We start from the raw sequence: 20,855 nt of genomic DNA, 5'->3' as shown, positions 1-20,855 counted from the left end.
GGCGGGAGCATTCACCGCTCCCGGTCATCTATAATGGTTCTTTTCGCCAAATTTACACGCCACCACCATGGAATTAGCCAAGTCTTTCGAGCCAGCCGACATTGAACAGTTCTGGCGCAGCGAGTGGGAAAAGCGCGGTTACTTCACCGGCACCACCGATCCGTCCAAGCCTTCGTTCAGCATCCAGCTGCCGCCGCCGAACGTGACGGGCACCCTGCACATGGGCCACGCATTCAACCAGACCATCATGGATGGCCTGACCCGCTACTACCGCATGCGCGGCCATAACACGGCCTGGATCCCGGGCACCGACCACGCCGGCATCGCCACCCAGATCGTGGTGGAACGCCAGCTCGACGCGCAAAAGATCTCGCGCCACGACCTGGGCCGCGACGAATTCATCAAGCGCGTGTGGCAGTGGAAGGAAAAGTCGGGCAGCACCATCACCGGCCAGATGCGCCGCCTGGGTGCCTCGGCCGACTGGAGCCGCGAGTACTTCACGATGGACGAGACGCGCTCGGAAGTGGTGGCGGAAGTGTTCGTGCGCCTGTACGAACAAGGCCTGATCTACCGCGGCAAGCGCCTGGTGAACTGGGACCCGAAACTGGGCACCGCCGTCTCCGACCTGGAAGTGGTGTCGGAAGAAGAAGACGGCTTCATGTGGTACATCCGCTACCCGCTGGCCGATGGCAGCGGCTCGATCAGCGTGGCCACCACCCGTCCCGAGACCATGCTGGGCGACGTGGCCGTGGCGGTGGACCCGACCGACGAGCGTTATCAGCCGCTGCACGGCAAGATGATCAAGCTGCCGCTCACCGGCCGCGAAGTGCCGATCGTGGCCGACTCGTACGTGGACAAGGAATTCGGCACCGGCTGCGTGAAGATCACGCCGGCGCACGACTTCAACGACTATGCGCTGGGCCAGCGCCACAACCTGCCGATGATCAACGTGTTCACGCTGGACGCCAAGATCAACGACAACGCGCCGGAACAGTACCGGGGCCTGGACCGCTTTGACGCGCGCAAGCAGATCGTGGCCGACCTGGAAGCGCAGGGCTTCCTGGAGCAGGTCAAGCCGCACAAGCTGATGGTGCCGCGCGGCGACCGCACCAACGTCATCATCGAGCCGATGCTGACCGACCAGTGGTTCGTGGCGATGACCAAGCCGGCGCCGGAAGGCACCTTCAACCCGGGCAAGTCGATCACCGACGTGGCACTCGAAAAAGTGGCCAGCGGCGAGATCAAGTTCATGCCCGAGAACTGGACCACCACCTACAACCAGTGGCTCAACAACATCCAGGACTGGTGCATCTCGCGCCAGCTGTGGTGGGGCCACCGCATCCCGGCCTGGTACGACGAGAAGGGCCACGTGTATGTCGCCCGCAGCGACGAGGAAGCGCGCGCCAAGGCCGAAGCGGCCGGCGAATTCGGCCCGCTGCACCGCGACGAGGACGTGCTCGACACCTGGTTCTCGTCCGCGCTGGTGCCGTTCTCGACCCTCGGCTGGCCGAACGACACGCCGGACCTGCGCGCGTTCCTGCCGTCGTCGGTGCTCGTCACCGGCTTTGACATCATCTTCTTCTGGGTCGCGCGCATGGTCATGATGACCGCGCACTTCACCGGCAAGGTGCCGTTCGAAACCGTGTACGTGCACGGCCTGGTGCGCGATTCGAGCGGCCAGAAGATGTCCAAATCGAAGGGCAACACGCTCGACCCGATCGACCTGATCGACGGCATCGACGTGGAATCGCTGGTGGCCAAGCGCACCACGGGCCTGATGAACCCGAAAGACGCCGAGAAGATCGCCAAGGCCACCCGCAAGGAGTACCCGGAGGGCATTCCGGCGTTCGGCACCGACGCCGTACGCTTTACGATGGCGAGCTACGCTTCGCTGGGCCGCAACATCAATTTCGACCTGGGCCGCTGCGAAGGCTACCGCAACTTCTGCAACAAGCTGTGGAACGCGACCCGCTTCGTGATGATGAACACGGAGGGCAAGGACTGCGGCAAGCCGAATCCGGAAGACCTGTCCGCCGCCGACCGCTGGATCATCTCGCTGCTCAACCGCACAGAGCAGGAAGTGGCCAAGGGCTTCGACGACTACCGCTTCGATAACATCGCCTCCGCGATCTACAAGTTCGTGTGGGACGAGTACTGCGACTGGTACCTGGAAGTGGCCAAGGTCCAAGTGCAGCAAGGCAGCGAAGCGCAGCAACGCGCGACGCGCCACACCCTGCTGCGCGTGCTGGAAGTGGTGCTGCGCCTGGCGCACCCGGTCATCCCGTTCGTGACCGAGCAGCTGTGGCAGGCCGTTGCGCCGCTGGCCGGCAAATCGGGCGAAACCATCATGCTGCAGCCCTACCCGGTTGCCGACGCCTCGGCCATCGACGAGAACGCCGAGCAGTGGATGGCGCAGCTCAAGGCGCTGACCGACGCGACCCGCAACCTGCGCGGCGAAATGCAGCTGGCGCCGTCGCTGCGCGTGCCGCTGATCGTCGAGCCGGGCAGCGCCGACGACAAAGCGCGCATGGAAGGCTTCGCGCCGTACGTGCAGTCGCTGGGCAAGCTGTCGGAAGTGCAGATCGTGGATGCGCTGCCGGAATCGCCGGCTGCCGTGTCGATCGTCGGCACCACCAAGCTGATGCTCAAGGTCGAGATCGACGTCGCCGCCGAGCGCGAGCGCCTGTCCAAGGAGATCGCGCGCATCGAGGGCGAGATCGCCAAGTGCAACGGCAAGCTGGGTAACGAAAGCTTCGTCGCCCGCGCACCGGCTGCCGTCGTGGCGCAGGAGAAAGAGCGCCTGGCTAACTTCTCGGCCACCATCGAGAAGATGCGCGAGCAGTTTGCCAAGCTGCCGGCGGCTTAAAAAGTACCACCACCCGCACCACGTCGTCCCCGCGCAGGCGGGGACCCATAGACAGCTGGCAGCACCGGCAGGCTCAAAGCTGCCGTAATGTGAGCTCAGTATGGGTCCCCGCCTGCGCGGGGACGACGTTTTGAGGGTGCGTGTGTTGTTTGGCACACGTAACTTTCTGACACTTTCCTCTAATTTCTGCCCCCACCCAATCAAGTCTGCTGAAGTGTTTGCTACACTGGTTGTCACTAAAACCAAAACAGGAGACATCCAATGCGAACCCTCGTTCAAGCAGGTCTGATCGCGGCCGTACTCGCCATGCCGTCGGCATGGGCGCAAACCAATTCCCCGGTGGGCGTGTGGAAAACCATCGACGACGAAACCGGCAAGGCCAAGTCGCTGGTGCGCATCACCGAAAACAACGGTGAGCTGTCGGGCAAGATCGAAAAGCTGTTCCGCGAGCCGAGCGAAGACCAGAACCCCAAGTGCGACAAGTGCGAAGGCGCGCTGAAGGACCAGCCGATCGTCGGCATGACCATCCTGAACGGCCTGAAAAAAGACGATGACGTCTGGAGCGGCGGCACCGTGCTCGACCCCAAGAACGGCAAGACCTACAAGGCCAAGATCACCCTCAAGGACGGCGGCAAGAAGCTCGACATGCGCGGCTACATCGGCACGCCGCTGCTGGGCCGCACCCAGACCTGGGTCCGGGAGCAGTAAAACATGAGCGCCCCGGCCTGCAACAGCGAAGTTCGTGACAGCAGGCCGGTGCGGTACAAGCACCTCGGCGCCTGGTTCGTCGCGGTCACGGCGGCGTCGGCCGCCTACATCCTCTTCCTCTTCGGCCCTGGCGCCATCGCCGGCGCTACCGGCGGCGCATCCGCACTGCACGCCGCGTGGGTCGTTACGTGCTTCTTCTTTGCCACCTGGGTCGCGGTCCTGCTGGCGACCGCCCTGCCCTTTGCGGCCGCCGTCATGATGGCGCGCATGATGGAACTCGAATGCGGCTGCTTTTACGTGCTGGGCGCACTGGTGTCCGCCGCCGGCCTTGCCGCGCTGTTCGCCGCCATGCCGGACCTGGGCCTCGCGGCCGGCAGCGACGTGCCGCTCGAATTCTCGGACAAGATGCTCAAGGTGATTCCGGCAAGCCTGGCGGCCGGCCTGCTCGGCGGCGTGGTCTGCTGGCGCCGCGTCAAGCGCAGCGCCGCGCCAGCCGCGATGGCTGTGGCCTAGAGCCAGCCGGCGTCGCGCGCCATGCGGTAGGCTTCGATGCGGTTGCCCGCGTTGAGCTTGCTGATGGCCTCTGACAGGTAGTTGCGCACGGTGCCCTCGGACAGGTGCACCTGTTTCGCAATCTCGCCGCTGGTCTTGCCCTCGCCCGCCAGCCGCAGCACCTGGCGCTCGCGGTCGGACAGCGGGTCCTGGCCCGCGTTCCAGCTCTCCAGCGCCAGCTCGGGCGCAATGGCGCGGCCGCCGGCCTGCACCTGGCGGATCGCGGCGGCCAGTGTGTCGGCTGGCGCGTCCTTGAGCAGGTAGCCGCGCACGCCGGCGGCCATCGCGCGGCGCAGGTAGCCGCTGCGGGCAAACGTGGTCAGGATCATGACCTTGCTCGCGAACCCTTCGTCGGACAGCTGGATGGCCAGCTCCAGGCCCGTCATCTGCGGCATCTCCACGTCGGTCAGCACAATGTCAGGGAGCAGCTGGCGGCACAGCGCCAGTGCGTCCTTGCCGTTGCTGGCGGTGCCGACGACGTCGATGTCCGGTTCCAGCTTGAGCAGCGCCGCCAGCGCGCCCAGCACCAGCGTCTGGTCTTCGGCAATCAGTACTCGGATCATGCAGGTTCTCCCAAAGGCAGGCGCAGTTCGAGCGTGGTGCCTGCGCCGGCGGTAATCGACAGTGAACCGCCGGCAGCCGCCGCGCGCTCGTGCATGCCCGTCAGGCCATTGCCGCGCTTGAGGTCCGAGGCCTCCCTCACGCGCGCGCCGTCGTCGGCCACGCGCAGCACTGCCATGCCGTCTTCTTCCGCCAGCGCCAGCCGGCAACGGTTCGCCTGGGCGTGCCGCACCACATTCGTGACCGCTTCGCGCAGGGCCAGCGCCAGCACGTGTTCCTTCGCTGGCGGCAGCGCGATGCGCTGCACCTCTTCGTACAGCTCGACGTTGGCCGCGGCAAGACTGGCACGGGCGCTCGCCAGCGCGCTGGCCAGTCCGCTCTGGCGGTAGCCGGTCACCGCTGCGCGTACCTCAGACAGCGCCTTGCGCGCAGCGGTCTCGATATCATGGATCTCGCTGCGGCAGGCCACCACGTCGCGCTCGGCCAGCTTGCCCGCCAGTTCGGCCTTCAAGGCGATCATCGACAGCGAATGGCCAAGCAGGTCGTGCAGGTCGCGCGAGATGCGCTCGCGCTCGGCGATGCGGGCCAGGTGCTCGACCTCTTCCTGCTTGCGCAGCAGCGCCTGGCGGGTGCGGCGCAAGCTGGCTTCCGAAATCGCCGCAATGCCGACCGGCAGACCGACGACCAGCAGCGGCATGAAGTAGAACAGGCGCTCGCGTGCCAGCAGCAGCCCGGCGGCCACCGCCACCGCCATCACCGCTGCCAGCGTCTGGTATGCCCTGCGCTGCGGCTGCACGCGCGCGCACATGGCACCGGCGAAGATGAAGAGGTTCGAGAAGTTGTAGAAAGCCCAGATCGTGGCCAGCACGCTGGCAAAGACCACATACAAGAGCGCGCGCTCCCGTTCAACCCAGAAGCTATGCAAATAGATTGGCAAGAACAGCAGCGTGGTCAGTGCAATCAGCAGCACCTCCATCCTGTCTGGCACGACGTACAGGTACTTCCACCATACGAAACACAGGGAGAAGAGCCACATGTACGGCATCTTGCCGAACTCGGGCGGAATCCACGGCCCCTTGAGGATACGCTGTACGGTGTTCATTGTGCTTATCGTTGTTCTTGCCGGTGAGGGTCATTGGCGGACCAGGCGCACGTCGGCGATTTCGAAGTGGTAGCTGCCCGGCTTGGGACCGGCGTTGAATCCTATCATGAGCAGCGCCGCCGGATCGATGCCGTCGAAGCGGCTGAACGGGATGGTCACATCGATCCACTCGCTGCCCGCCTCGAAGGGCACGCCGCGCGGGATGCTCGCGCCTTGCCACAGCATCGTCAGCTGGTAGCGTTGGCCATCGCCGCGCACGCGAAAGGCAATCGCGTTTGCGCCGGACAGGTTCGCAGGCTGCATCGGCTGCGCGCCCGGCATGAACCCGGCACCGGCCCACGGGAACGCGAAGCCAGGTTCGACCTTGGCATCGACTGCGATGAGCGCGCCGCCGCCCGACTCGGACGTAGCCAGCTTGACGCTGGAGCGGCCGCCCATCATGCGGTCCTCCGAAGGCATCCAGCCGACACCGAAGGGGCTGGCCAGTTTACCTTCGCGCACAAGGCTGATGCGGCCATCGGCAGGCAGCGCCAGCGGCGTGCCCCGTGCCTGCTGCTCCTGCACGACACGCGCGCGCTGCTGGTCACGCAACGCCGCCGTGCTTTCGCCGTCCTTCCACACCTCGACAATGTGGCGGGTAGCGCCGATATCGGTGAGCGGGTCGCCCTCGACCAGCACCAGGTCGGCCTTGTAACCGTTGGCGACCTGGCCGCGCTTGCCCAGCTTGAATGCCGACGCCGGGCCGCTGGTTGCCGCCACCAAAGCTTCACGCGGCGTGAGGCCGGCATCCACCAGCGCGGCCAGCTCGTGGTGCAGGCTGATGCCGTACTGCGTACCCGGATTGCCCGCGTCGGTGCCGGCCAGGACTGGCACGCCGGCCTTGCGCAGCGCGGCGGTCACCATCTTGGGCGCGGTCATCAGCTGCGGCACCGGCACGTTGCGATAACCCTCTTCGAGCGCGGCGCGCTGTTCCTTGTTCAGCAGGCCCGCGAACGACGGCTCGTCCATCACGTCCCGCGGCTTGAGGCCGGCGATGCTTTCCAGGACCGTGAAGGTCGGGATCACGAACGCGCCCTTGGCCTGCGCGAGCTGGGCGAGGCTCTCGGCATCCTCCGCGCTGATCGACCTGCCGGGGAAAAGGTGCGCGAGGCCGTCGGCGCCCGCTTCCAGAGCGGCGCGTGCATTGGCCAGCGTGCTGATATGGACGACGGCCAGCTTGCCGCGGCGGTGGGCGGCGTCGATGACGGCCTTCACGGTTGCGCGGTCCAGGCTGTTGAATTTGTGTTCGCCGTAGCCATCCTCCATCACCACCTTGATGAAGTGCGATCCCTCGGCGATGCGGGCGTCGACAAAGGCCTGCGCATCGCCGCCGTTGGCGAGCGTCGGGATCGGGAAGCCGTATTCGGTGCCGTGCCCACCAGGCGCCGTGACCAGCGCCCCGGCCGAGAACAAATCGGCCTTGTCGCGGTTAGTCCCTGCCGCCATCGCCTTCGTGGCCTGCTGCATAACCTGGACGGAGGTCATCATGTCCACTTCGGTGGTGACGCCAAACAGGAGCGGCAGCTCGAAGTGGCGGTAGGCGTGCACGTGCGAGTCGATCAGGCCGGGCAGCAGCGTGCGGCCCTTGCCGCTCACGATGCGGGCGCCGGCAGGGGCCGCCCCATGGTAGTCGGCGTTGGCGATGACGCCATCGACCACCAGCACCGATCGGTGCTCGTGCGCGAATTTGCCGTCGAAGACGCGCGCGTCCTCAACAAGCGTGGTCGAAGCCTGGGCGGCGGCGCAGGTGATGCCGGCGGCGAGCGCCAGCGCTTTCAGAGCAGTCTTGGTCATGTTTCCCTCTCGTTGTGTTCGATGCGATCAGTATCGCGAACACGACGAGAAGGCGGCAGAGGCAGCTGCCATGACTTTGGCATGACATTTGTCATGCGGGACCATCGGACTAGTGATGCGCGATGCGTTTTTCGATCCGGCGGTCGGGGATCAGCCACATCAGGGCAACCCCGATATACACCGCAAAGCCGAGCCAGGGCTGGACGAAGGACAGCGCAACGCCGGCCAAGTAAAGCACGATCGAGGCCCAACCCTTGGCGTCCGTGCCGATCGCCGCTGCGAGCTCCCGGTTGCCACCGTGGTAGCGAATCAGGCAGCGCACCAGCAGGCTGTACGCCACTGCGCACATGAACAGCACAATGCCGTAGGCGGCCACCGGGATCGTGGCAAAGTGGTTTTCGCCCATCCATCCGGTTACGAAGGGAATGAGCGAAAGGCAGAACAGCAAGTGCAGATTTGCCCACAGCACGCCACCGCCAATTTCGCGGACTGCGTGCAAGAGGTGATGGTGGTTGTTCCAGTAGATGCCGAGGTAAATGAAGCTGAGGACGTAGCTAAGGAAGACCGGCCACAGTGGTGCAAGCGAGGCCAGGTCCGCGCCGTGCGGGACCTTCAATTCCAGCACCAAGATCGTGATGAGGATGGCGATGACGCCGTCGCTGAAGGCTTCCAGTCGGTTCTTGCCCACATTTTCTCCGTGATTGATCGAATGCCGTGCGGGTTACTAACCTATGCTGAAGGAAAGTCCACGATTCCTTCAATGCAGCCGGCCACTTCTCCCCCGATCCAGATGTCGTTGCCCACGCGCTCGACAAAGACGTTTCCTGCTCGGCCAAGTACGGTTCCTTGCCTTACCAGGTAATTGTCCGCCGCGGCCCCGCTACCGATGAGCCATTGGGCCAATCCGGCGTTCAGGCTACCCGTGACCGGGTCTTCCGGAACGCCCAGCGATGGAACGAACACGCGCACTTCATAATCGGTATCCGCGCCGGCTGGCTGGGGTGCCGCAATCCCCAACCTCAAATCGCCCATGGCTGCGAAGTCGGGTTGGATGGCCAGGACCTGCTCAGCCGAGCGCAGCATGACAGCACACCAGCCCGGCCCGTTATCGACCCACTGATGGGCGACGATATCATCATCGTTCAGGCTGAGCGAGCGCTTGATTTGCGCTAGCGAAGACGAATCAAGCGGTCCGCTTCGGCGCAAGGGCGGTGCCGCAAATGCAAGCCGGGCGTGAGTGCGGCGGATACGAACCAGGCCGACGCCGCATTCCTGCACGATCACGTCGCTTTGACGAGGCATGCCGCCAGCCTTGAGCCAGGCTGCGCAGCTGCCCAGGGTGGGGTGTCCGGCAAACGGGAGCTCACCTCCCGGCGTGAAGATCCGGACACGATAATCGGCAGCCGGATCGGCTGGAGGCAACAGGAAGGTCGTTTCGGAGAGATTGGTCCACCGTGCGAACGACGCCATTTGCTCCTCGCTGAGGTCTTGCGCGTCGTGTACCACCGCAAGGGGATTGCCTTTGTATGGCGTGCCAGTGAAAACGTCCAGCTGGTGGAAAGGATGTCGCTTGTTCATGGAAGAGTTGGCGTCCCGCTGACGCGTTCAGGGCAAGTTATCCCACAGGTCGCCCGTGGGGCTGATGCGCGGCGCGGCCACGCCGAAGTGCTGGTAGGCGGCCGGCGTCGCAACGCGCCCGCGCGGGGTACGCTGCAGGTAGCCTTGCTGGATGAGATACGGCTCGAGCACGTCCTCGATCGTGTCCGCCGCTTCGCCGATGGCCGCGGCCAGGTTGCCGATGCCGACCGGCCCGCCGCCGAACTTGAACAGCACCGCTTCCAGCAGCTTGCGGTCCATGACGTCAAAGCCGACCGAATCGACGTCCAGCATGCGCAGCGCGGCGTCCGCCATTTCCTTGGTGATTTCGCCGTTGCCCTTCACTTCGGCGTAGTCGCGCACGCGGCGCAGCAGGCGGTTGGCGATACGGGGCGTGCCGCGCGCGCGCTTGGCCACTTCGCGCGCGCCGTCGTCGTTGATCGGCGCTTCCAGCAGCGCGGCGCTGCGGGTGACGATCTTGGTCAGCTCATCGACGTTGTAGAACTCCAGCCGCGCGACGATGCCGAAGCGGTCGCGCAGCGGATTGGTCAGCATGCCGGCGCGCGTGGTCGCGCCCACCAGCGTGAACGGCTGCAGGTCGAGCTTGACCGAGCGCGCTGCCGGCCCCTCACCGATCATGATGTCGATCTGGTAGTCCTCCAGCGCCGGGTACAGGATCTCCTCGACCACCGGCGACAGGCGGTGGATCTCGTCGATGAACAGCACGTCGTTCGGCTCGAGGTTGGTCAGGATCGCGGCCAGGTCGCCGGGGCGTTCCAGCACCGGGCCGGAAGTCTGGCGCAGGTTCACACCCATTTCGCGCGCGATGATGTGGGCCAGCGTGGTCTTGCCCAGGCCCGGCGGGCCGAACAGCAGCGTGTGGTCGAGCGCCTCGCGCCGCTTGCGGGCGGCGTGGATGAAGATTTCGAGCTGGTCGCGGATCTTCTGCTGGCCGACGTATTCGTCGAGCTGCTTGGGACGCAAGGCGCGCTCGATCGCCTCCTCGTTGGGCGAGGCGGGCGCCGCGTCGATCACGCGCTGCTCGGTGAAGTTGTCGGTCTGGATGCTCATCTATCAGCCCTTCGATAGCGCCTTCAGCGCGAACTTGATGCCGTCGGAAACGCTGGAGCCGGCCGGCAGGTTCTTGATCGCGGCCAGCGCCTCCTTGTCAGAATACCCCAAGGCGAGCAGCGCATTGAGCACGTCCGATTGCGCGTCGTCACGGGCGGCGCCGCCAACCGCGCCGATGTCGGCGCCCAGCTTGCCCTTCAGTTCCAGCAGCAGGCGCTCGGCGGTCTTCTTGCCGATGCCGGGCACCTTGACCAGCCTGCCCGCTTCTTGCAGCGTGACGGCCTGCGACAGGTCGGCCACGGTCATCCCGGACAGGATCGCGAGCGCGGTGCGCGCGCCGACGCCGGAAATCTTGATCAGCTGGCGGAACACGGCGCGTTCGCTGGCGCTGCCAAAGCCGAACAGCAGGTGCGCGTCCTCGCGCACGGTCAGGTGCGTGAACAGGGTGATCTTTTCGCCGGTGTTGGGCAGGTTGTAGTAGGTGCTCATCGGCACGTCCACTTCGTAGCCGACGCCCTGGCAGTCCACCAGCAGCTGCGGCGGGTTCTTCTCTAACAGGATTCCAGACAGGCGACCGATCATCGTGTGCTTCCTTTGCGGTTAAACGAGGCGGCCGCGCTTCATGCGCAGGCCTTGCATTGCGGGCGCCATCGAGCCGATCAGGGCCAGCGCATCCTGGCTGTTGGCGTGGCAGATGGCCACGCCGAGCGCGTCGGCGGCGTCCGTGCCCGGCAGGCCGGGCAGCTTGAGCAGGCGCGAGACCATGTCCTGCACCTGGGGCTTGGCGGCCTTGCCGGTGCCGACCACGGCCTGCTTGATCTGGGTGGGCGAATATTCGGCCACGTCGAGGTCGGCGCCAACCAGCGCCGTGATCGCCGCGCCGCGCGCCTGGCCCAGCAGCAGGGTCGAGTGCGGGTTGACGTTGACGAAGACTTTTTCGATGGCCGCGCAGGTGGGGCGGTAGGTGGTGATGATCTCGGAGACGCCGGTCAGGATCACCTTCAGCCGCGGCGGCAGCGCGCCTTCCAGGCCGGTTTTGATGGTGCCGGAAGCGATGTAACGCAGCTTGGCGCCGTGCTTTTCAATGACGCCAAAGCCGGTCGTGCGCAGGCCGGGGTCGATGCCGAGAATAATCATGTGCGCATGTTATACCGGCAGACAAGTTTCGTGGGGAAATACTGTGCAAAAACACAGGTTTTTCACGACGCAACCGTAGGGTGGGCGGGTTTTCCGCCCACGCGTTCAAAACCGGCCGGCACAGCTCAGGCACTGTTTGAACGCGTGGGCAGCGAGCTGCCCACCCTACGGAAAGCGGTTTAGTGGCGGAAGTGGCGCGTGCCGGTGTACAGCATCACCACGCCGCGCTCGTCGGCGGCGTCGATCACTTCCTGGTCGCGCATCGATCCACCCGGGTGGATGACGCAGGTCGCGCCTGCGTCCACGACCACGTCCAGGCCGTCACGGAACGGGAAGAACGCGTCCGACGCCACGGCCGAACCAGCCAGCGTCAGGCCGGCGTTCTGCGCCTTGATCGAGGCGATGCGCGCCGAGTCCACGCGGCTCATCTGGCCCGCGCCCACGCCCAGGGTCATGCCGTTGCCGCAAAAGACGATGGCGTTCGACTTGACGAACTTGGCCACGCGCCAGGCGAACATCATGTCCTGCAGCTGCTGCGGGGTCGGCTGCTTCTTGGTGACGACGCGCAGTTCGCCGATGCCGACGTTCTTGACGTCCGGCGACTGCACCAGCAGGCCGCCGCCCACGCGCTTGAGGTCGAACGCGTTGTGGCCGTTGCCCAGCGGGATCTGCAGCACGCGCACGTTCTGCTTGGCCGACATGATTTGCAGTGCTTCGGCCGTGAACGACGGCGCAATCAGCACTTCGACGAACAGCTTGGCAATCGCTTCAGCCGCCTTGCCGTCCACTTCCACATTGAAGGCGATGATGCCGCCGAACGCCGAGGTCGGGTCGGTCTTGAGCGCGCGCGAGTAGGCGTCCAGCGCGTCCGCACCGATCGCCACGCCGCACGGGTTGGCGTGCTTGATGATCACGCAGCCGGCCGGCTGGTCGAAGCCGCCCAGCGACTTGACGCATTCCCAGGCCGCGTCGGCGTCAGCGATGTTGTTGTACGACAGTTCCTTGCCCTGCAGCTGCTTGTAGTTGGCGAGCGAACCTTCGGCCGGCGCCAGGTCGCGGTAGAACGCGGCGCTCTGGTGCGGGTTCTCGCCGTAGCGCATGTCCTGCACCTTCTCGTAGGTCATGTTGAAGGTCTGCGGGTAGGTGGCGCGGGTGGCGTGCGCCTTGTCCGGGCCCAGGCTGGTCAGGTAGTTGGTGATGGCCGCGTCGTACTGCGCCGTGTGCGCGAACACTTTCTTGGCCAGCTCGAACTTGGTCTCATAGCTGACGTCGCCGGCAGCGGCGCCGGTGCCCTTCATCTCGGCCAGCACGCGGCCGTAGTCGGCCGGGTCGCACACCACGACCACGTCGCGGTGGTTCTTGGCGGCAGAGCGCAGCATGGTGGGGCCGCCGATGTCGATATTTTCGATCGCGTCTTCCAGCGAGCACTGCTCCTTGGCGACGGTCTGCTGGAATGGGTACAGGTTGACGACGACCATGTCGATCGTCGGGATGCCATGCTCGGTGAGCTTGGCCATGTGCTCCGGCAGGTCGCGGCGCGCGAGGATGCCGCCGTGGACTTTCGGGTGCAGCGTCTTGACGCGGCCGTCGAGCATTTCCGGGAAGCCGGTGTAGTCGGCGACTTCAGTCACCTGCACACCGTTATCCTGCAGCAGCTTGGCGGTGCCGCCAGTGGACAGGATGTTGACGCCGAGCGCGGCCAGGGCGCGCGCGAAATCGAGCACGCCGGTCTTGTCGGAGACGGAGATAAGAGCTTGTTTGATCATGGGTGTGGCCTGGTTGATTGGAATTCTGCGATCGGGCTAGGGGCGCTTTCGCGGCCGCGCCCGATCGCACGGCCACGGATGCCGGCGCGTTACAGGAGGCCGTGCTCCTGGAGCTTTTTGCGCAAGGTGTTACGGTTAATACCCAGCATTTGCGCCGCGTGCGACTGGTTGCCTTCGGCGCGGTGCATCACGACCTCGAGGATCGGCTTTTCGACGGTCATCACCATCATGTCGTAGATGTTCGACGGTTTTTGCTCGCCCAGGTCGTTGAAATAGTCCTCAAGGCTCTTCTGGACGACTTCCTGAATACTCTCTTTGCTCATGTTTGCTGCTTCATCCTGGTTAGTTTTCCACGCTGCTTACTGTCGGCAGCGTTTGTCCCCTGGTTTTATTTATTTTTCACTGCTATGCCGCCATCGCTTCGTCGACAGGATCTGCGGGCCGGTATTGTAACCGCTCACCGTACCGATATTGCGATTTGAAAAACTCATCGACAGCCGCAAGTTGATCGGCAGTCGCTTCGAGCAGGTTCATGCGCTGCCGGAACGCCTCCCCGCCCGGCAAATCACGCACGTACCAGCCGATATGCTTGCGTGCGGTGCGCACGCCGACGTATTCACCGTAGAAGGCGTAATGGGCCTCCAGGTGAGCGTTCATCAATGCGCGCACCTCGGCCACGGTGGGCGCCGGCAGGTGGGTGCCGGTGCGCAGGTAGTGGTCCACTTCGCGGCAGATCCAGGGACGGCCCTGGGCCGCGCGCCCGATCATGACCGCGTCCGCCTTGGTGTAGTCGAGTACGAACTTCGCTTTTTCGGGCGTGGTGATGTCGCCGTTGGCCACCACCGGAATGGACACCGCCGCCTTGACGGCCGCAATGGTGTCGTATTCGGCCTCGCCCTTGTAGCCGTCGGCGCGGGTGCGGCCGTGCAGGGTCAGCATCTGGATGCCGGCATCCTGCGCCAGGCGCGCGATGCGCAGCGCGTTCTTGTTTTCGCGGTTCCAGCCGGTGCGAAATTTCAGCGTGACCGGCACGTCCACCGCCGCCACGACGGCGTCGAGGATGCGCGCGACCAGGTCTTCGTGCTGCAGCAGCGCCGAGCCGCACCAGTTATTGCAGACCTTCTTGACCGGGCAGCCCATGTTGATGTCGATGATCTGCGCGCCGCGATCGACGTTGAATTTGGCGCAGTCGGCCAGTTCCTCGGGCACGGCGCCGGCGATCTGCACGGCTTTCGGTTCCATTTCGCCGGCGTGATCGATGCGCCGCGTGCTCTTTTCGCTGGCCCACAGGCGCGGGTTGGACGCGGCCATTTCCGACACCGCGTAACCGGCGCCGAGCTCTTTGCACAATTGGCGAAACGGCCGGTCCGTCACCCCTGCCATCGGGGCGACGAAGACGTTATTGCGCAGGGTGTAGGGACCGATTTGCACAGGCGAAAACTTCGAAAGGGTCAGCGGGAATCCGCTATTTTAACCGAACCGCTGCTCAATTTATTAGCACTATTTTTTGATGAGGTGTGGCGGACGCGACAGTGGCGCGCAGGGATTCGCTGGGGTTATTGAGCGATTACAGGGAGGAATAGCCAGCACGGCTCCGGCCCCTTCCTCGCCGTCGTTCCGGCGGAGGCCGGAACCCATGCTGAGTTTCTTGCCCCGCGGCTCTGTCCGACTCAGTATGGGTCCCGGCCTGCGCCGGGACGACGGTCTTGAGGGTAACGAAAAAGGCGGGGCTGCGGTCCTGCTTGGTGGATACGTGCTTACGGCAGATCGTCCAGCACGGCCGGCCGCAAATGGCCGATCTCGCCCCAGCTGGTGAGCCTGAGCACGCCCTCATCGACCACAAAGCGGTTGACGCTCGCGTTGTGCACCTTGAAGTCGCGCGGCGTTTCCAGCGGCATGTTTTGGGCCGCGCGGTAGGCGCATTCGAGCACGCCGCCGTGGGCCACCAGCGCCAGCGTCTTGCCCGGATGCGCCTTGGCCCAGCGCAGCATCGCGCCCGTCACCCGGGCATGGAACTGGCGGAAGGTCTCGCCCCGGTTGGCCCCGGCCGGCAGCACGGCGTCCACGTCGCGCGCCTGCCATGCTGCAAACTCGGCCGGAAAGCGCTGGGCGATCTCGGCATACAGCAGCCCTTCAAAGCCGCCGTAGCCGCGCTCGCGCAGCGCGCGGTCTTCGTGCACGGGCAGCAGGTGCGCGCGCGCAACCGCGGCGGCGGTCTGCCTGGCGCGGATCAGGTCGCTGGCGACGATGGCGTCGATCGTCTCGCTGGCCAGCGCGGCAGCCAGCAGTTCCGCCTGCCGTTCGCCTTCTCGGTTGAGCGCAATGTCGAGGTGCCCCTGCAGGCGGCGCTCGGCGTTCCACGCGGTTTCGCCATGGCGGATCAGCAGGATGCGGGTGGGATGGTTGTTTGATGCAGACATGAGGTTCCCAGGTCGCCCGAACCTCGGGGCGCGTGGTTGTTATTTGGTGAGCGTGGCGGCAACGGCAGGGTTGAGCGAGTACACGCCGATCATCTGTGCTTCGTCCAGGATGTGGCCCATGATCGCCAGGCGCGCCTCGGGCCCGGTGAAGCGGCCTTCCAGCGGCAGGCGCGGGATGTCGAGCGCGTACAGCGTGAACACGTAAGTGTGCACTCGCTCATCGTTCCAGGGCGGGCACGGGCCGTCGTAGCCGTAGTATTCACCGGCCATGTCGGGGTCGCCCGCGAACCAGCCGGTGTAGTCGTTCAGGCCCTGGCGCAGCTGGTGCTCGGTGCCGTTCTTGATCGTGAAGGGAACCAGCGGGCCGGCCTTGCCGTGCGGCGTGACCATGTCCGAGAACATGCCTTCGGTGATCGACTTCATGCACAGCGGGATGTCCACCAGCGTCCAGTGGTAAAAGTCCACCCGGGCCAGCGATTCGGGCACGGTTCTGCCTTCCTTGTTGACGTTGCTGCCTTCGCTGGGCACATCGGCATCGTGGGCCAGCAGCACCAGCGACTGGGTGCCGGCGGGAACGTCTTCCCAGGCAAAATGCGGGTTGCGGTTGCTCGACAGCTTGATGTGGTTGACCGGATCGATCACGGCGAACGCGCACTCGGGCGGGATGACCCCGCCTTCGGTAAAGGAATCACTCCAGATCTTCATCGCTGTCTCCCGTCGCCCTGATGTCATTGACCCTTGCCGGTGCCCGCTTGTTTCAGCGCGAAACACCGACCGGATCAACCTGCAGCCAGAAAGTCACGGGACCGTCGTTGATCAGCGAAACTTTCATGTCCGCACCGAACCTGCCGGTCTGAACATTGCCATGGCTTTCGGCGGCGCGGCGCACGAAATAATCGAACAGGCGCGCGCCAATTTCCGGGCTGGCGGCAGGTGAAAACGAGGGCCGGGTGCCGGACTTGGTGTCGGCCGCCAGCGTGAACTGCGGCACCAGCAGCAAGCCGCCCTGCACGTCCTTCACGCTGCGGTTCATCTTGCCGGCATCGTCGGCGAACACACGGTAACCGAGCAGCTTGGCCAGCAAGGCGTCGGCCTCGCGCTCGGTGTCGCCCTTTTCGGCGCACACCAGCACCATCAGGCCGGCCTGGATCGCGCCGATGGTTTCGCCATCGACGACCACGCTGGCCTGGCTGACCCGTTGCAGCAGGCCGATCATGCGGTCAGCGTGACGCGCGCGAATTTACGCTTGCCGACCTGCAGCACGAAGGTGCCGGCTTCGACCTTGAGGCCCTTGTCGCTGATGACGGCGCTGTCGATGCGCACGCCGCCCTGGTCGATCATGCGGTTCGCTTCCGAGGTCGAGGCGCACAGGCCAGCCTGCTTGAGCAGCACGCCGATCCCCAGCGGGGCGCCAGCCAGGGTGACTTCCGGCACGTCGTCCGGAATGCCGCCCTTGGAGCGGTTGACGAAGTCGGCCAGCGCGTCCTCGGCGGCCTGGGCGTCGTGGAAGCGGGTGACGATCTCCTTGGCCAGCGCCACCTTGGCGTCGCGCGGGTTCATGCCCTCCTGGACTGCGGCCTTGAGCTGGATGATGTTGTTCATCGAGCGGAACGACAGCAGCTCGTAGTAGCGCCACATCATCACGTCGGAAATGCTCATCAGCTTGCCGAACATGGTGTTGGCCGGCTCGGTGATGCCGATATAGTTGTTCTTGGACTTGGACATCTTGTCCACGCCGTCCAGGCCCTCGAGCAGCGGCATGGTCAGGATGCACTGCGGCTCCTGGCCGTAGTCCTTCTGCAGCTCGCGGCCAACAAGCAAGTTGAACTTCTGGTCCGTTCCACCTAGCTCAAGGTCCGAGTGCAGAGCGACCGAATCGTAGCCCTGCATCAACGGATACAGGAACTCATGAATACTGATCGGTGTCCCACTCTTGAAGCGCTTGGTGAAGTCGTCGCGCTCCATCATGCGTGCCACGGTGTAGCGCGAGGCCAGCTGGATCATGCCGCGCGCGCCCAGCGGGTCGCTCCACTCCGAGTTGTAGCGGATCTCCGTGCGCTCGGGGTCGAGCACCAGCGACGCCTGGCGGAAGTAGGTCATCGCGTTGGTTTCCACCTGTTCGCGGGTGAGCGGCGGGCGGGTCACGTTGCGGCCCGACGGGTCGCCGATCATCGACGTAAAGTCGCCGATCAGGAAAATCACCTGGTGGCCAAGGTTTTGCAGCTGGCGCAGCTTGTTGAGCACGACGGTGTGGCCAAGGTGCAGGTCGGGCGCGGTCGGGTCCAGCCCCAGCTTCACGCGCAGCGGCTGGCCGGTTTGCTCGGAGCGCGCCAGCTTCTGTGCGAATTCGCTTTCGATCAGCAGTTCGTCGACGCCCCGCTTGGTAATGGCGAGCGCTTCCCGCACGCTGTCGGTCAGCGGCAAAGTTGCATTTTTATCACTACCAGAAGAAACGGAATCTGTCATAAAATTCTTGTAGGAAATGAGCTTATTTGGTTGTAGGACCGAGGAGTTTGGTATAATGCCCGATCCATCGATCTTGCCGCAAAAAAAGATATCAGCAGTAACAAGATCAATAACAAGCAGTGGTTCAGAGACGTTGAAGCGGCAAATTTTAACTGATTGCATGAACCCAATACAGAAAATCACCGATAAGCTGGCCCACACGTCCCGCAAGACGCGGATCGTCGCCGCAGGCGCTGGCTTGCTCGCAGTGTGCGCGTTTGGCGCCACCGCTGTCGCTCCCATCGCCCCCGATGCGTCCGACCTGCCGGTCAAGTCGATCACCCAGCAACTGGACCTGCCCAACCTGTCCGCGCAGATCGCCGCGCTGCAGAACGACTCGCAGCAGTTCATCCACGAAGAGCGGATCCGTTCGGGCGACTCGCTCGGCTCGGTGCTCACCCGCCTGGGCGTGGACGACGCGCAAGCGCAGAACTTCATCCGCTCGGACAAGCTGGCCAAACGCATCCTGACGCTCAAGACCGGCAAGCGCATCCAGGCTGAAACCGACGAAAACGGCCTGCTGCTGTCGCTGCACGCCACGATCGAAGGCAAGGACGCGCCGACCACCATCACCGTCAAGCGCAAGGGCGACAAGTTCGTGGCGGCCGAGGGCGCGCCGGAGCTGGAGCGCCGCATCGAGATGCGCTCGCGCCAGATCACCAGCTCGCTGTACGCGGCCACCGATTCCGATGTCGACGGCTCCAAGCTGCCGGACTCGATCGTCGGCCAGATCATCGAGATGTTCTCGAACAACATCGACTTCCGCTCGGACCTGAAGCGTGGCGACCACTTCTCCGTCGTCTACGAAACCTTCTACCAGGATGGCGAACTGGTCAAGACCGGCCGCATCCTCGCCGGTGAGTTCGTCAACCGTGGCGTCACTTACCAGTCGGTATGGTACGAAGACCCGGTCACCCGCCAGGGCGGCTACTACACCCTGGATGGCAAGTCGCTCAAGCAGGGCTTCCTCAAGTCGCCGGTGGCCTACACCCGCGTCTCGTCCGGCTTCTCGATGCGCATGCATCCGGTGTTCGGCGTGTGGAAGCAGCACAAGGGCATCGACCTGGCCGCACCGCTGGGCACCCCGATCCGCGCGGCCGGCGATGGCGTCGTCGATTTCGCCGGCACCAGCAACGGCTACGGCAACCTGGTTGTGCTCAAGCACTGGGCCAACTACAGCACCGCCTACGGCCACCTGAGCCGCTTCGCCAGCAACCTGCGCCGCGGCCAGAAGGTGCACCAGGGCGACCTGATCGGTTACGTTGGCGCCACCGGCTGGGCCACCGGCCCGCACCTGCACTACGAATTCCGCGTCGCCGGCGAAGCGCGCGACCCGAACTCGATGAAGGTGGTGGCGCAGGCGCCGCTGTCGCAGGGCGAACTGGCGCGCTTCAAGATGGCCGCGGCCGACATGAGCCACCGCTTCTCGCTGCTGGCGCCGGCCGGCCAGACGATGGCCGCGCGCTAAGCCAGGCTGACGCAACACCAGAACGCCTCCCGCAGCGCTTGCGCGGGAGGCGTTTTTTATTGACTATACTGCCGGGCACGGCAAATTCCCTTTTTCAAATGAACACTTCTTCCCTCTACATCGGGCTGATGTCCGGCACCAGCCTGGACGGCGTGGACGGCGTGCTGGCCGACTTCGGCAACGGCGCGATCCGCACCATCGAAGCGGCCTTCGTTCCCTTTCCCGCGGCGCTGCGCGCCGAACTGATGGCGCTGCAGGCCAAAAGCGACAACGAACTCGAACGCGAGGCGATCGCGGCCAATGGGCTGGCGGCGGCGTACGCGCAGTGCGTGCAGGCCCTGCTGCCGGCAGCAGGCGGGCCGGTGGCGGCGGTGGCCGTGCACGGGCAGACGATCCGGCACCGGCCTGAACTGGGCTTCACGCGCCAGACCAACAACCCTGCCCTGCTGGCGGAACTGGCCGGTATCGACGTGGTGGCCGATTTTCGCAGCCGCGACATCGCCGCTGGCGGCCAGGGCGCGCCGCTGGTGCCCGCCTTCCACGAGGCCGCGTTCGGCAAGCCGGGCGTGGCGCGCGCGGTCGTCAACATCGGCGGCATCGGCAACATCAGCGTGCTGCACGGCGACGGCCGGGTGACAGGCTATGACACCGGCCCGGGCAACGTGCTGATCGACCTGTGGATTTCGCGCAACCAGGGCAAGGCCTACGACGCGGACGGCGCGTGGGCGGCAAGCGGCAAGGTGGACGCAAAACTGCTGGAAGTGCTGCTGGACGAGCCCTATTTCCGCCAGCCGGCGCCCAAGAGCACCGGGCGCGACCTGTTCCACGACGAATGGCTGGATGCGAAGCTGGCGCAGTGCCCGGACGTGGCGCCGGCCGACGTGCAGGCGACCCTGACGCGGCTGACGGCGATCACGATCGCGCGCGCGATCGAGGACGAAAACGCGAGCGTGGCTGCGGTCTACGTGTGCGGCGGCGGGGCCTACAACGCAACGCTGCTGCGCGACCTGGCGCAGGAGCTGGGAGGCAAGGTGACGGTGGAATCGACGGCGGCGCTGGGCGTGGCGCCCAACCGGGTGGAGGCGTTGGCGTTTGCCTGGCTGGGCTACCGCTTCATGCAGCGCCAGCCGGGCAACCTGCCGGCGGTGACGGGGGCGAAAGGCCCGCGCATCCTGGGAGCGCTGTACCCCGCGTAAGCTGCCCACTGCCTGGCGCCGGGAAAGCCCCGCCCTTTTGGCAACGTCATCCCGGCGTGCGTCGGGACGACGGT

The 20,855-nt window shown here is 65.1% G+C and carries 20 protein-coding genes; 5 read left to right on the top strand and 15 right to left on the bottom strand.

The features are described 5' to 3' along the window. Positions 1–67: 67 nt before the first annotated feature. The 3 genes from NX774_RS18795 to NX774_RS18785 all read left to right on the top strand — a co-directional run bounded on the left by NX774_RS18795 (position 68) and on the right by NX774_RS18785 (position 4,087). Positions 68–2,866, top strand: coding sequence for a valine--tRNA ligase (locus NX774_RS18795; protein WP_258823807.1), 2,799 nt, complete (start codon positions 68–70; stop codon positions 2,864–2,866). A 261-nt stretch (positions 2,867–3,127) separates the two neighbouring features. Continuing rightward, on the top strand, positions 3,128–3,574 hold the full coding sequence (locus tag NX774_RS18790; RefSeq protein ID WP_258823806.1) for a DUF2147 domain-containing protein: 447 nt from the start codon (positions 3,128–3,130) through the stop codon (positions 3,572–3,574). 3 nt (positions 3,575–3,577) lie between these two features. Further along, a complete protein-coding gene (locus tag NX774_RS18785) occupies positions 3,578–4,087 on the top strand; it encodes a hypothetical protein (RefSeq protein ID WP_258823805.1) in 510 nt (169 codons plus the stop codon). Here the strand turns inward: NX774_RS18785 and NX774_RS18780 are convergent. The 15 genes from NX774_RS18780 to tyrS all read right to left on the bottom strand — a co-directional run bounded on the left by NX774_RS18780 (position 4,084) and on the right by tyrS (position 18,078). Further along, the gene (locus NX774_RS18780) at positions 4,084–4,689 is read right to left on the bottom strand and encodes a response regulator transcription factor (protein ID WP_258823804.1); all 606 of its coding nucleotides are present in this window, start codon (positions 4,687–4,689) and stop codon (positions 4,084–4,086) included. The two genes, NX774_RS18785 and NX774_RS18780, sit on opposite strands and share 4 nt — an antisense overlap. Then, positions 4,686–5,789, bottom strand: coding sequence for a sensor histidine kinase (locus NX774_RS18775; protein WP_258823803.1), 1,104 nt, complete (start codon positions 5,787–5,789; stop codon positions 4,686–4,688). The genes NX774_RS18780 and NX774_RS18775 overlap by 4 nt, the downstream gene beginning before the upstream one ends. A 30-nt stretch (positions 5,790–5,819) precedes the next feature. After that, positions 5,820–7,622, bottom strand: coding sequence for a CIA30 family protein (locus tag NX774_RS18770; protein WP_258823802.1), 1,803 nt, complete (start codon positions 7,620–7,622; stop codon positions 5,820–5,822). A 109-nt stretch (positions 7,623–7,731) separates the two neighbouring features. After that, positions 7,732–8,310 (bottom strand): TMEM175 family protein, encoded by a 579-nt coding sequence (locus NX774_RS18765; RefSeq protein WP_258823801.1) that lies wholly within the window; start codon positions 8,308–8,310, stop codon positions 7,732–7,734. Between the two features lie 41 nt (positions 8,311–8,351). After that, positions 8,352–9,200, bottom strand: a complete 849-nt coding sequence (locus NX774_RS18760; protein ID WP_258823800.1) for a PhzF family phenazine biosynthesis protein — start codon at positions 9,198–9,200, stop codon at positions 8,352–8,354. A gap of 27 nt (positions 9,201–9,227) precedes the next feature. Then, a complete protein-coding gene (gene ruvB, locus NX774_RS18755) occupies positions 9,228–10,289 on the bottom strand; it encodes a Holliday junction branch migration DNA helicase RuvB (RefSeq protein ID WP_258823799.1) in 1,062 nt (353 codons plus the stop codon). Positions 10,290–10,292: 3 nt separating this feature from the next. Then, the gene (gene ruvA, locus NX774_RS18750) at positions 10,293–10,871 is read right to left on the bottom strand and encodes a Holliday junction branch migration protein RuvA (RefSeq protein WP_258823798.1); all 579 of its coding nucleotides are present in this window, start codon (positions 10,869–10,871) and stop codon (positions 10,293–10,295) included. Between the two features lie 18 nt (positions 10,872–10,889). Then, positions 10,890–11,426 carry a crossover junction endodeoxyribonuclease RuvC gene (ruvC, locus tag NX774_RS18745; RefSeq protein WP_258823797.1) on the bottom strand — a complete coding sequence of 179 codons (537 nt, stop codon included), beginning with the start codon at positions 11,424–11,426 and terminating at the stop codon, positions 10,890–10,892. Between the two features lie 179 nt (positions 11,427–11,605). Beyond that, the gene (gene purH, locus NX774_RS18740) at positions 11,606–13,192 is read right to left on the bottom strand and encodes a bifunctional phosphoribosylaminoimidazolecarboxamide formyltransferase/IMP cyclohydrolase (RefSeq protein ID WP_258823796.1); all 1,587 of its coding nucleotides are present in this window, start codon (positions 13,190–13,192) and stop codon (positions 11,606–11,608) included. Positions 13,193–13,281: 89 nt separating this feature from the next. Continuing rightward, on the bottom strand, positions 13,282–13,515 hold the full coding sequence (locus tag NX774_RS18735; protein ID WP_258823795.1) for a helix-turn-helix domain-containing protein: 234 nt from the start codon (positions 13,513–13,515) through the stop codon (positions 13,282–13,284). Positions 13,516–13,597: 82 nt separating this feature from the next. Further along, positions 13,598–14,623 (bottom strand): tRNA dihydrouridine synthase DusB, encoded by a 1,026-nt coding sequence (dusB, locus tag NX774_RS18730; RefSeq protein ID WP_258823794.1) that lies wholly within the window; start codon positions 14,621–14,623, stop codon positions 13,598–13,600. Positions 14,624–14,949: 326 nt separating this feature from the next. Next, positions 14,950–15,612 (bottom strand): histidine phosphatase family protein, encoded by a 663-nt coding sequence (locus NX774_RS18725; protein ID WP_258823793.1) that lies wholly within the window; start codon positions 15,610–15,612, stop codon positions 14,950–14,952. A 39-nt stretch (positions 15,613–15,651) separates the two neighbouring features. Beyond that, a complete protein-coding gene (locus NX774_RS18720) occupies positions 15,652–16,317 on the bottom strand; it encodes a YbhB/YbcL family Raf kinase inhibitor-like protein (protein WP_258823792.1) in 666 nt (221 codons plus the stop codon). A 52-nt stretch (positions 16,318–16,369) separates the two neighbouring features. Continuing rightward, positions 16,370–16,828, bottom strand: coding sequence for a D-aminoacyl-tRNA deacylase (gene dtd / locus NX774_RS18715; RefSeq protein ID WP_258823791.1), 459 nt, complete (start codon positions 16,826–16,828; stop codon positions 16,370–16,372). Beyond that, entirely contained in the window at positions 16,825–18,078 is a 1,254-nt protein-coding gene (gene tyrS / locus NX774_RS18710; RefSeq protein WP_258823790.1) for a tyrosine--tRNA ligase, read from the bottom strand. Before tyrS ends, dtd begins: the two co-directional genes overlap by 4 nt. Before the next feature lie 160 nt (positions 18,079–18,238). On the opposite strand from tyrS, the gene NX774_RS18705 reads away from it, so the two are divergent. Both NX774_RS18705 and NX774_RS18700 read left to right on the top strand, forming a co-directional pair. Continuing rightward, a complete protein-coding gene (locus NX774_RS18705) occupies positions 18,239–19,585 on the top strand; it encodes a M23 family metallopeptidase (RefSeq protein WP_258823789.1) in 1,347 nt (448 codons plus the stop codon). A gap of 98 nt (positions 19,586–19,683) precedes the next feature. Further along, a complete protein-coding gene (locus NX774_RS18700) occupies positions 19,684–20,781 on the top strand; it encodes an anhydro-N-acetylmuramic acid kinase (protein ID WP_258823788.1) in 1,098 nt (365 codons plus the stop codon). Positions 20,782–20,855 lie beyond the last annotated feature (74 nt).

It is taken from the genome of Massilia agilis (genome assembly GCF_024756255.1).
In the GTDB taxonomy this organism is placed as follows: domain Bacteria; phylum Pseudomonadota; class Gammaproteobacteria; order Burkholderiales; family Burkholderiaceae_D; genus Telluria; species Telluria agilis.
This window is presented reverse-complemented; position numbering and strand designations above follow the sequence as displayed.

Excerpts from the sequence above, each read along its gene's own strand:
- NX774_RS18795 (WP_258823807.1), top strand. The coding sequence starts at position 68 with ATGGAATTAGCCAAGTCTTTCGAGCCAGCCGACATTGAACAGTTCTGG.
- NX774_RS18790 (WP_258823806.1), top strand. The coding sequence starts at position 3,128 with ATGCGAACCCTCGTTCAAGCAGGTCTGATCGCGGCCGTACTCGCCATG.
- NX774_RS18785 (WP_258823805.1), top strand. The coding sequence starts at position 3,578 with ATGAGCGCCCCGGCCTGCAACAGCGAAGTTCGTGACAGCAGGCCGGTG.
- NX774_RS18780 (WP_258823804.1), bottom strand. The coding sequence starts at position 4,689 with ATGATCCGAGTACTGATTGCCGAAGACCAGACGCTGGTGCTGGGCGCG.
- NX774_RS18775 (WP_258823803.1), bottom strand. The coding sequence starts at position 5,789 with ATGAACACCGTACAGCGTATCCTCAAGGGGCCGTGGATTCCGCCCGAG.
- NX774_RS18770 (WP_258823802.1), bottom strand. The coding sequence starts at position 7,622 with ATGACCAAGACTGCTCTGAAAGCGCTGGCGCTCGCCGCCGGCATCACC.
- NX774_RS18760 (WP_258823800.1), bottom strand. The coding sequence starts at position 9,200 with ATGAACAAGCGACATCCTTTCCACCAGCTGGACGTTTTCACTGGCACG.
- ruvB (WP_258823799.1), bottom strand. The coding sequence starts at position 10,289 with ATGAGCATCCAGACCGACAACTTCACCGAGCAGCGCGTGATCGACGCG.
- ruvA (WP_258823798.1), bottom strand. The coding sequence starts at position 10,871 with ATGATCGGTCGCCTGTCTGGAATCCTGTTAGAGAAGAACCCGCCGCAG.
- ruvC (WP_258823797.1), bottom strand. The coding sequence starts at position 11,426 with ATGATTATTCTCGGCATCGACCCCGGCCTGCGCACGACCGGCTTTGGC.
- purH (WP_258823796.1), bottom strand. The coding sequence starts at position 13,192 with ATGATCAAACAAGCTCTTATCTCCGTCTCCGACAAGACCGGCGTGCTC.
- NX774_RS18735 (WP_258823795.1), bottom strand. The coding sequence starts at position 13,515 with ATGAGCAAAGAGAGTATTCAGGAAGTCGTCCAGAAGAGCCTTGAGGAC.
- NX774_RS18725 (WP_258823793.1), bottom strand. The coding sequence starts at position 15,612 with ATGTCTGCATCAAACAACCATCCCACCCGCATCCTGCTGATCCGCCAT.
- NX774_RS18720 (WP_258823792.1), bottom strand. The coding sequence starts at position 16,317 with ATGAAGATCTGGAGTGATTCCTTTACCGAAGGCGGGGTCATCCCGCCC.
- dtd (WP_258823791.1), bottom strand. The coding sequence starts at position 16,828 with ATGATCGGCCTGCTGCAACGGGTCAGCCAGGCCAGCGTGGTCGTCGAT.
- tyrS (WP_258823790.1), bottom strand. The coding sequence starts at position 18,078 with ATGACAGATTCCGTTTCTTCTGGTAGTGATAAAAATGCAACTTTGCCG.
- NX774_RS18705 (WP_258823789.1), top strand. The coding sequence starts at position 18,239 with ATGAACCCAATACAGAAAATCACCGATAAGCTGGCCCACACGTCCCGC.
- NX774_RS18700 (WP_258823788.1), top strand. The coding sequence starts at position 19,684 with ATGAACACTTCTTCCCTCTACATCGGGCTGATGTCCGGCACCAGCCTG.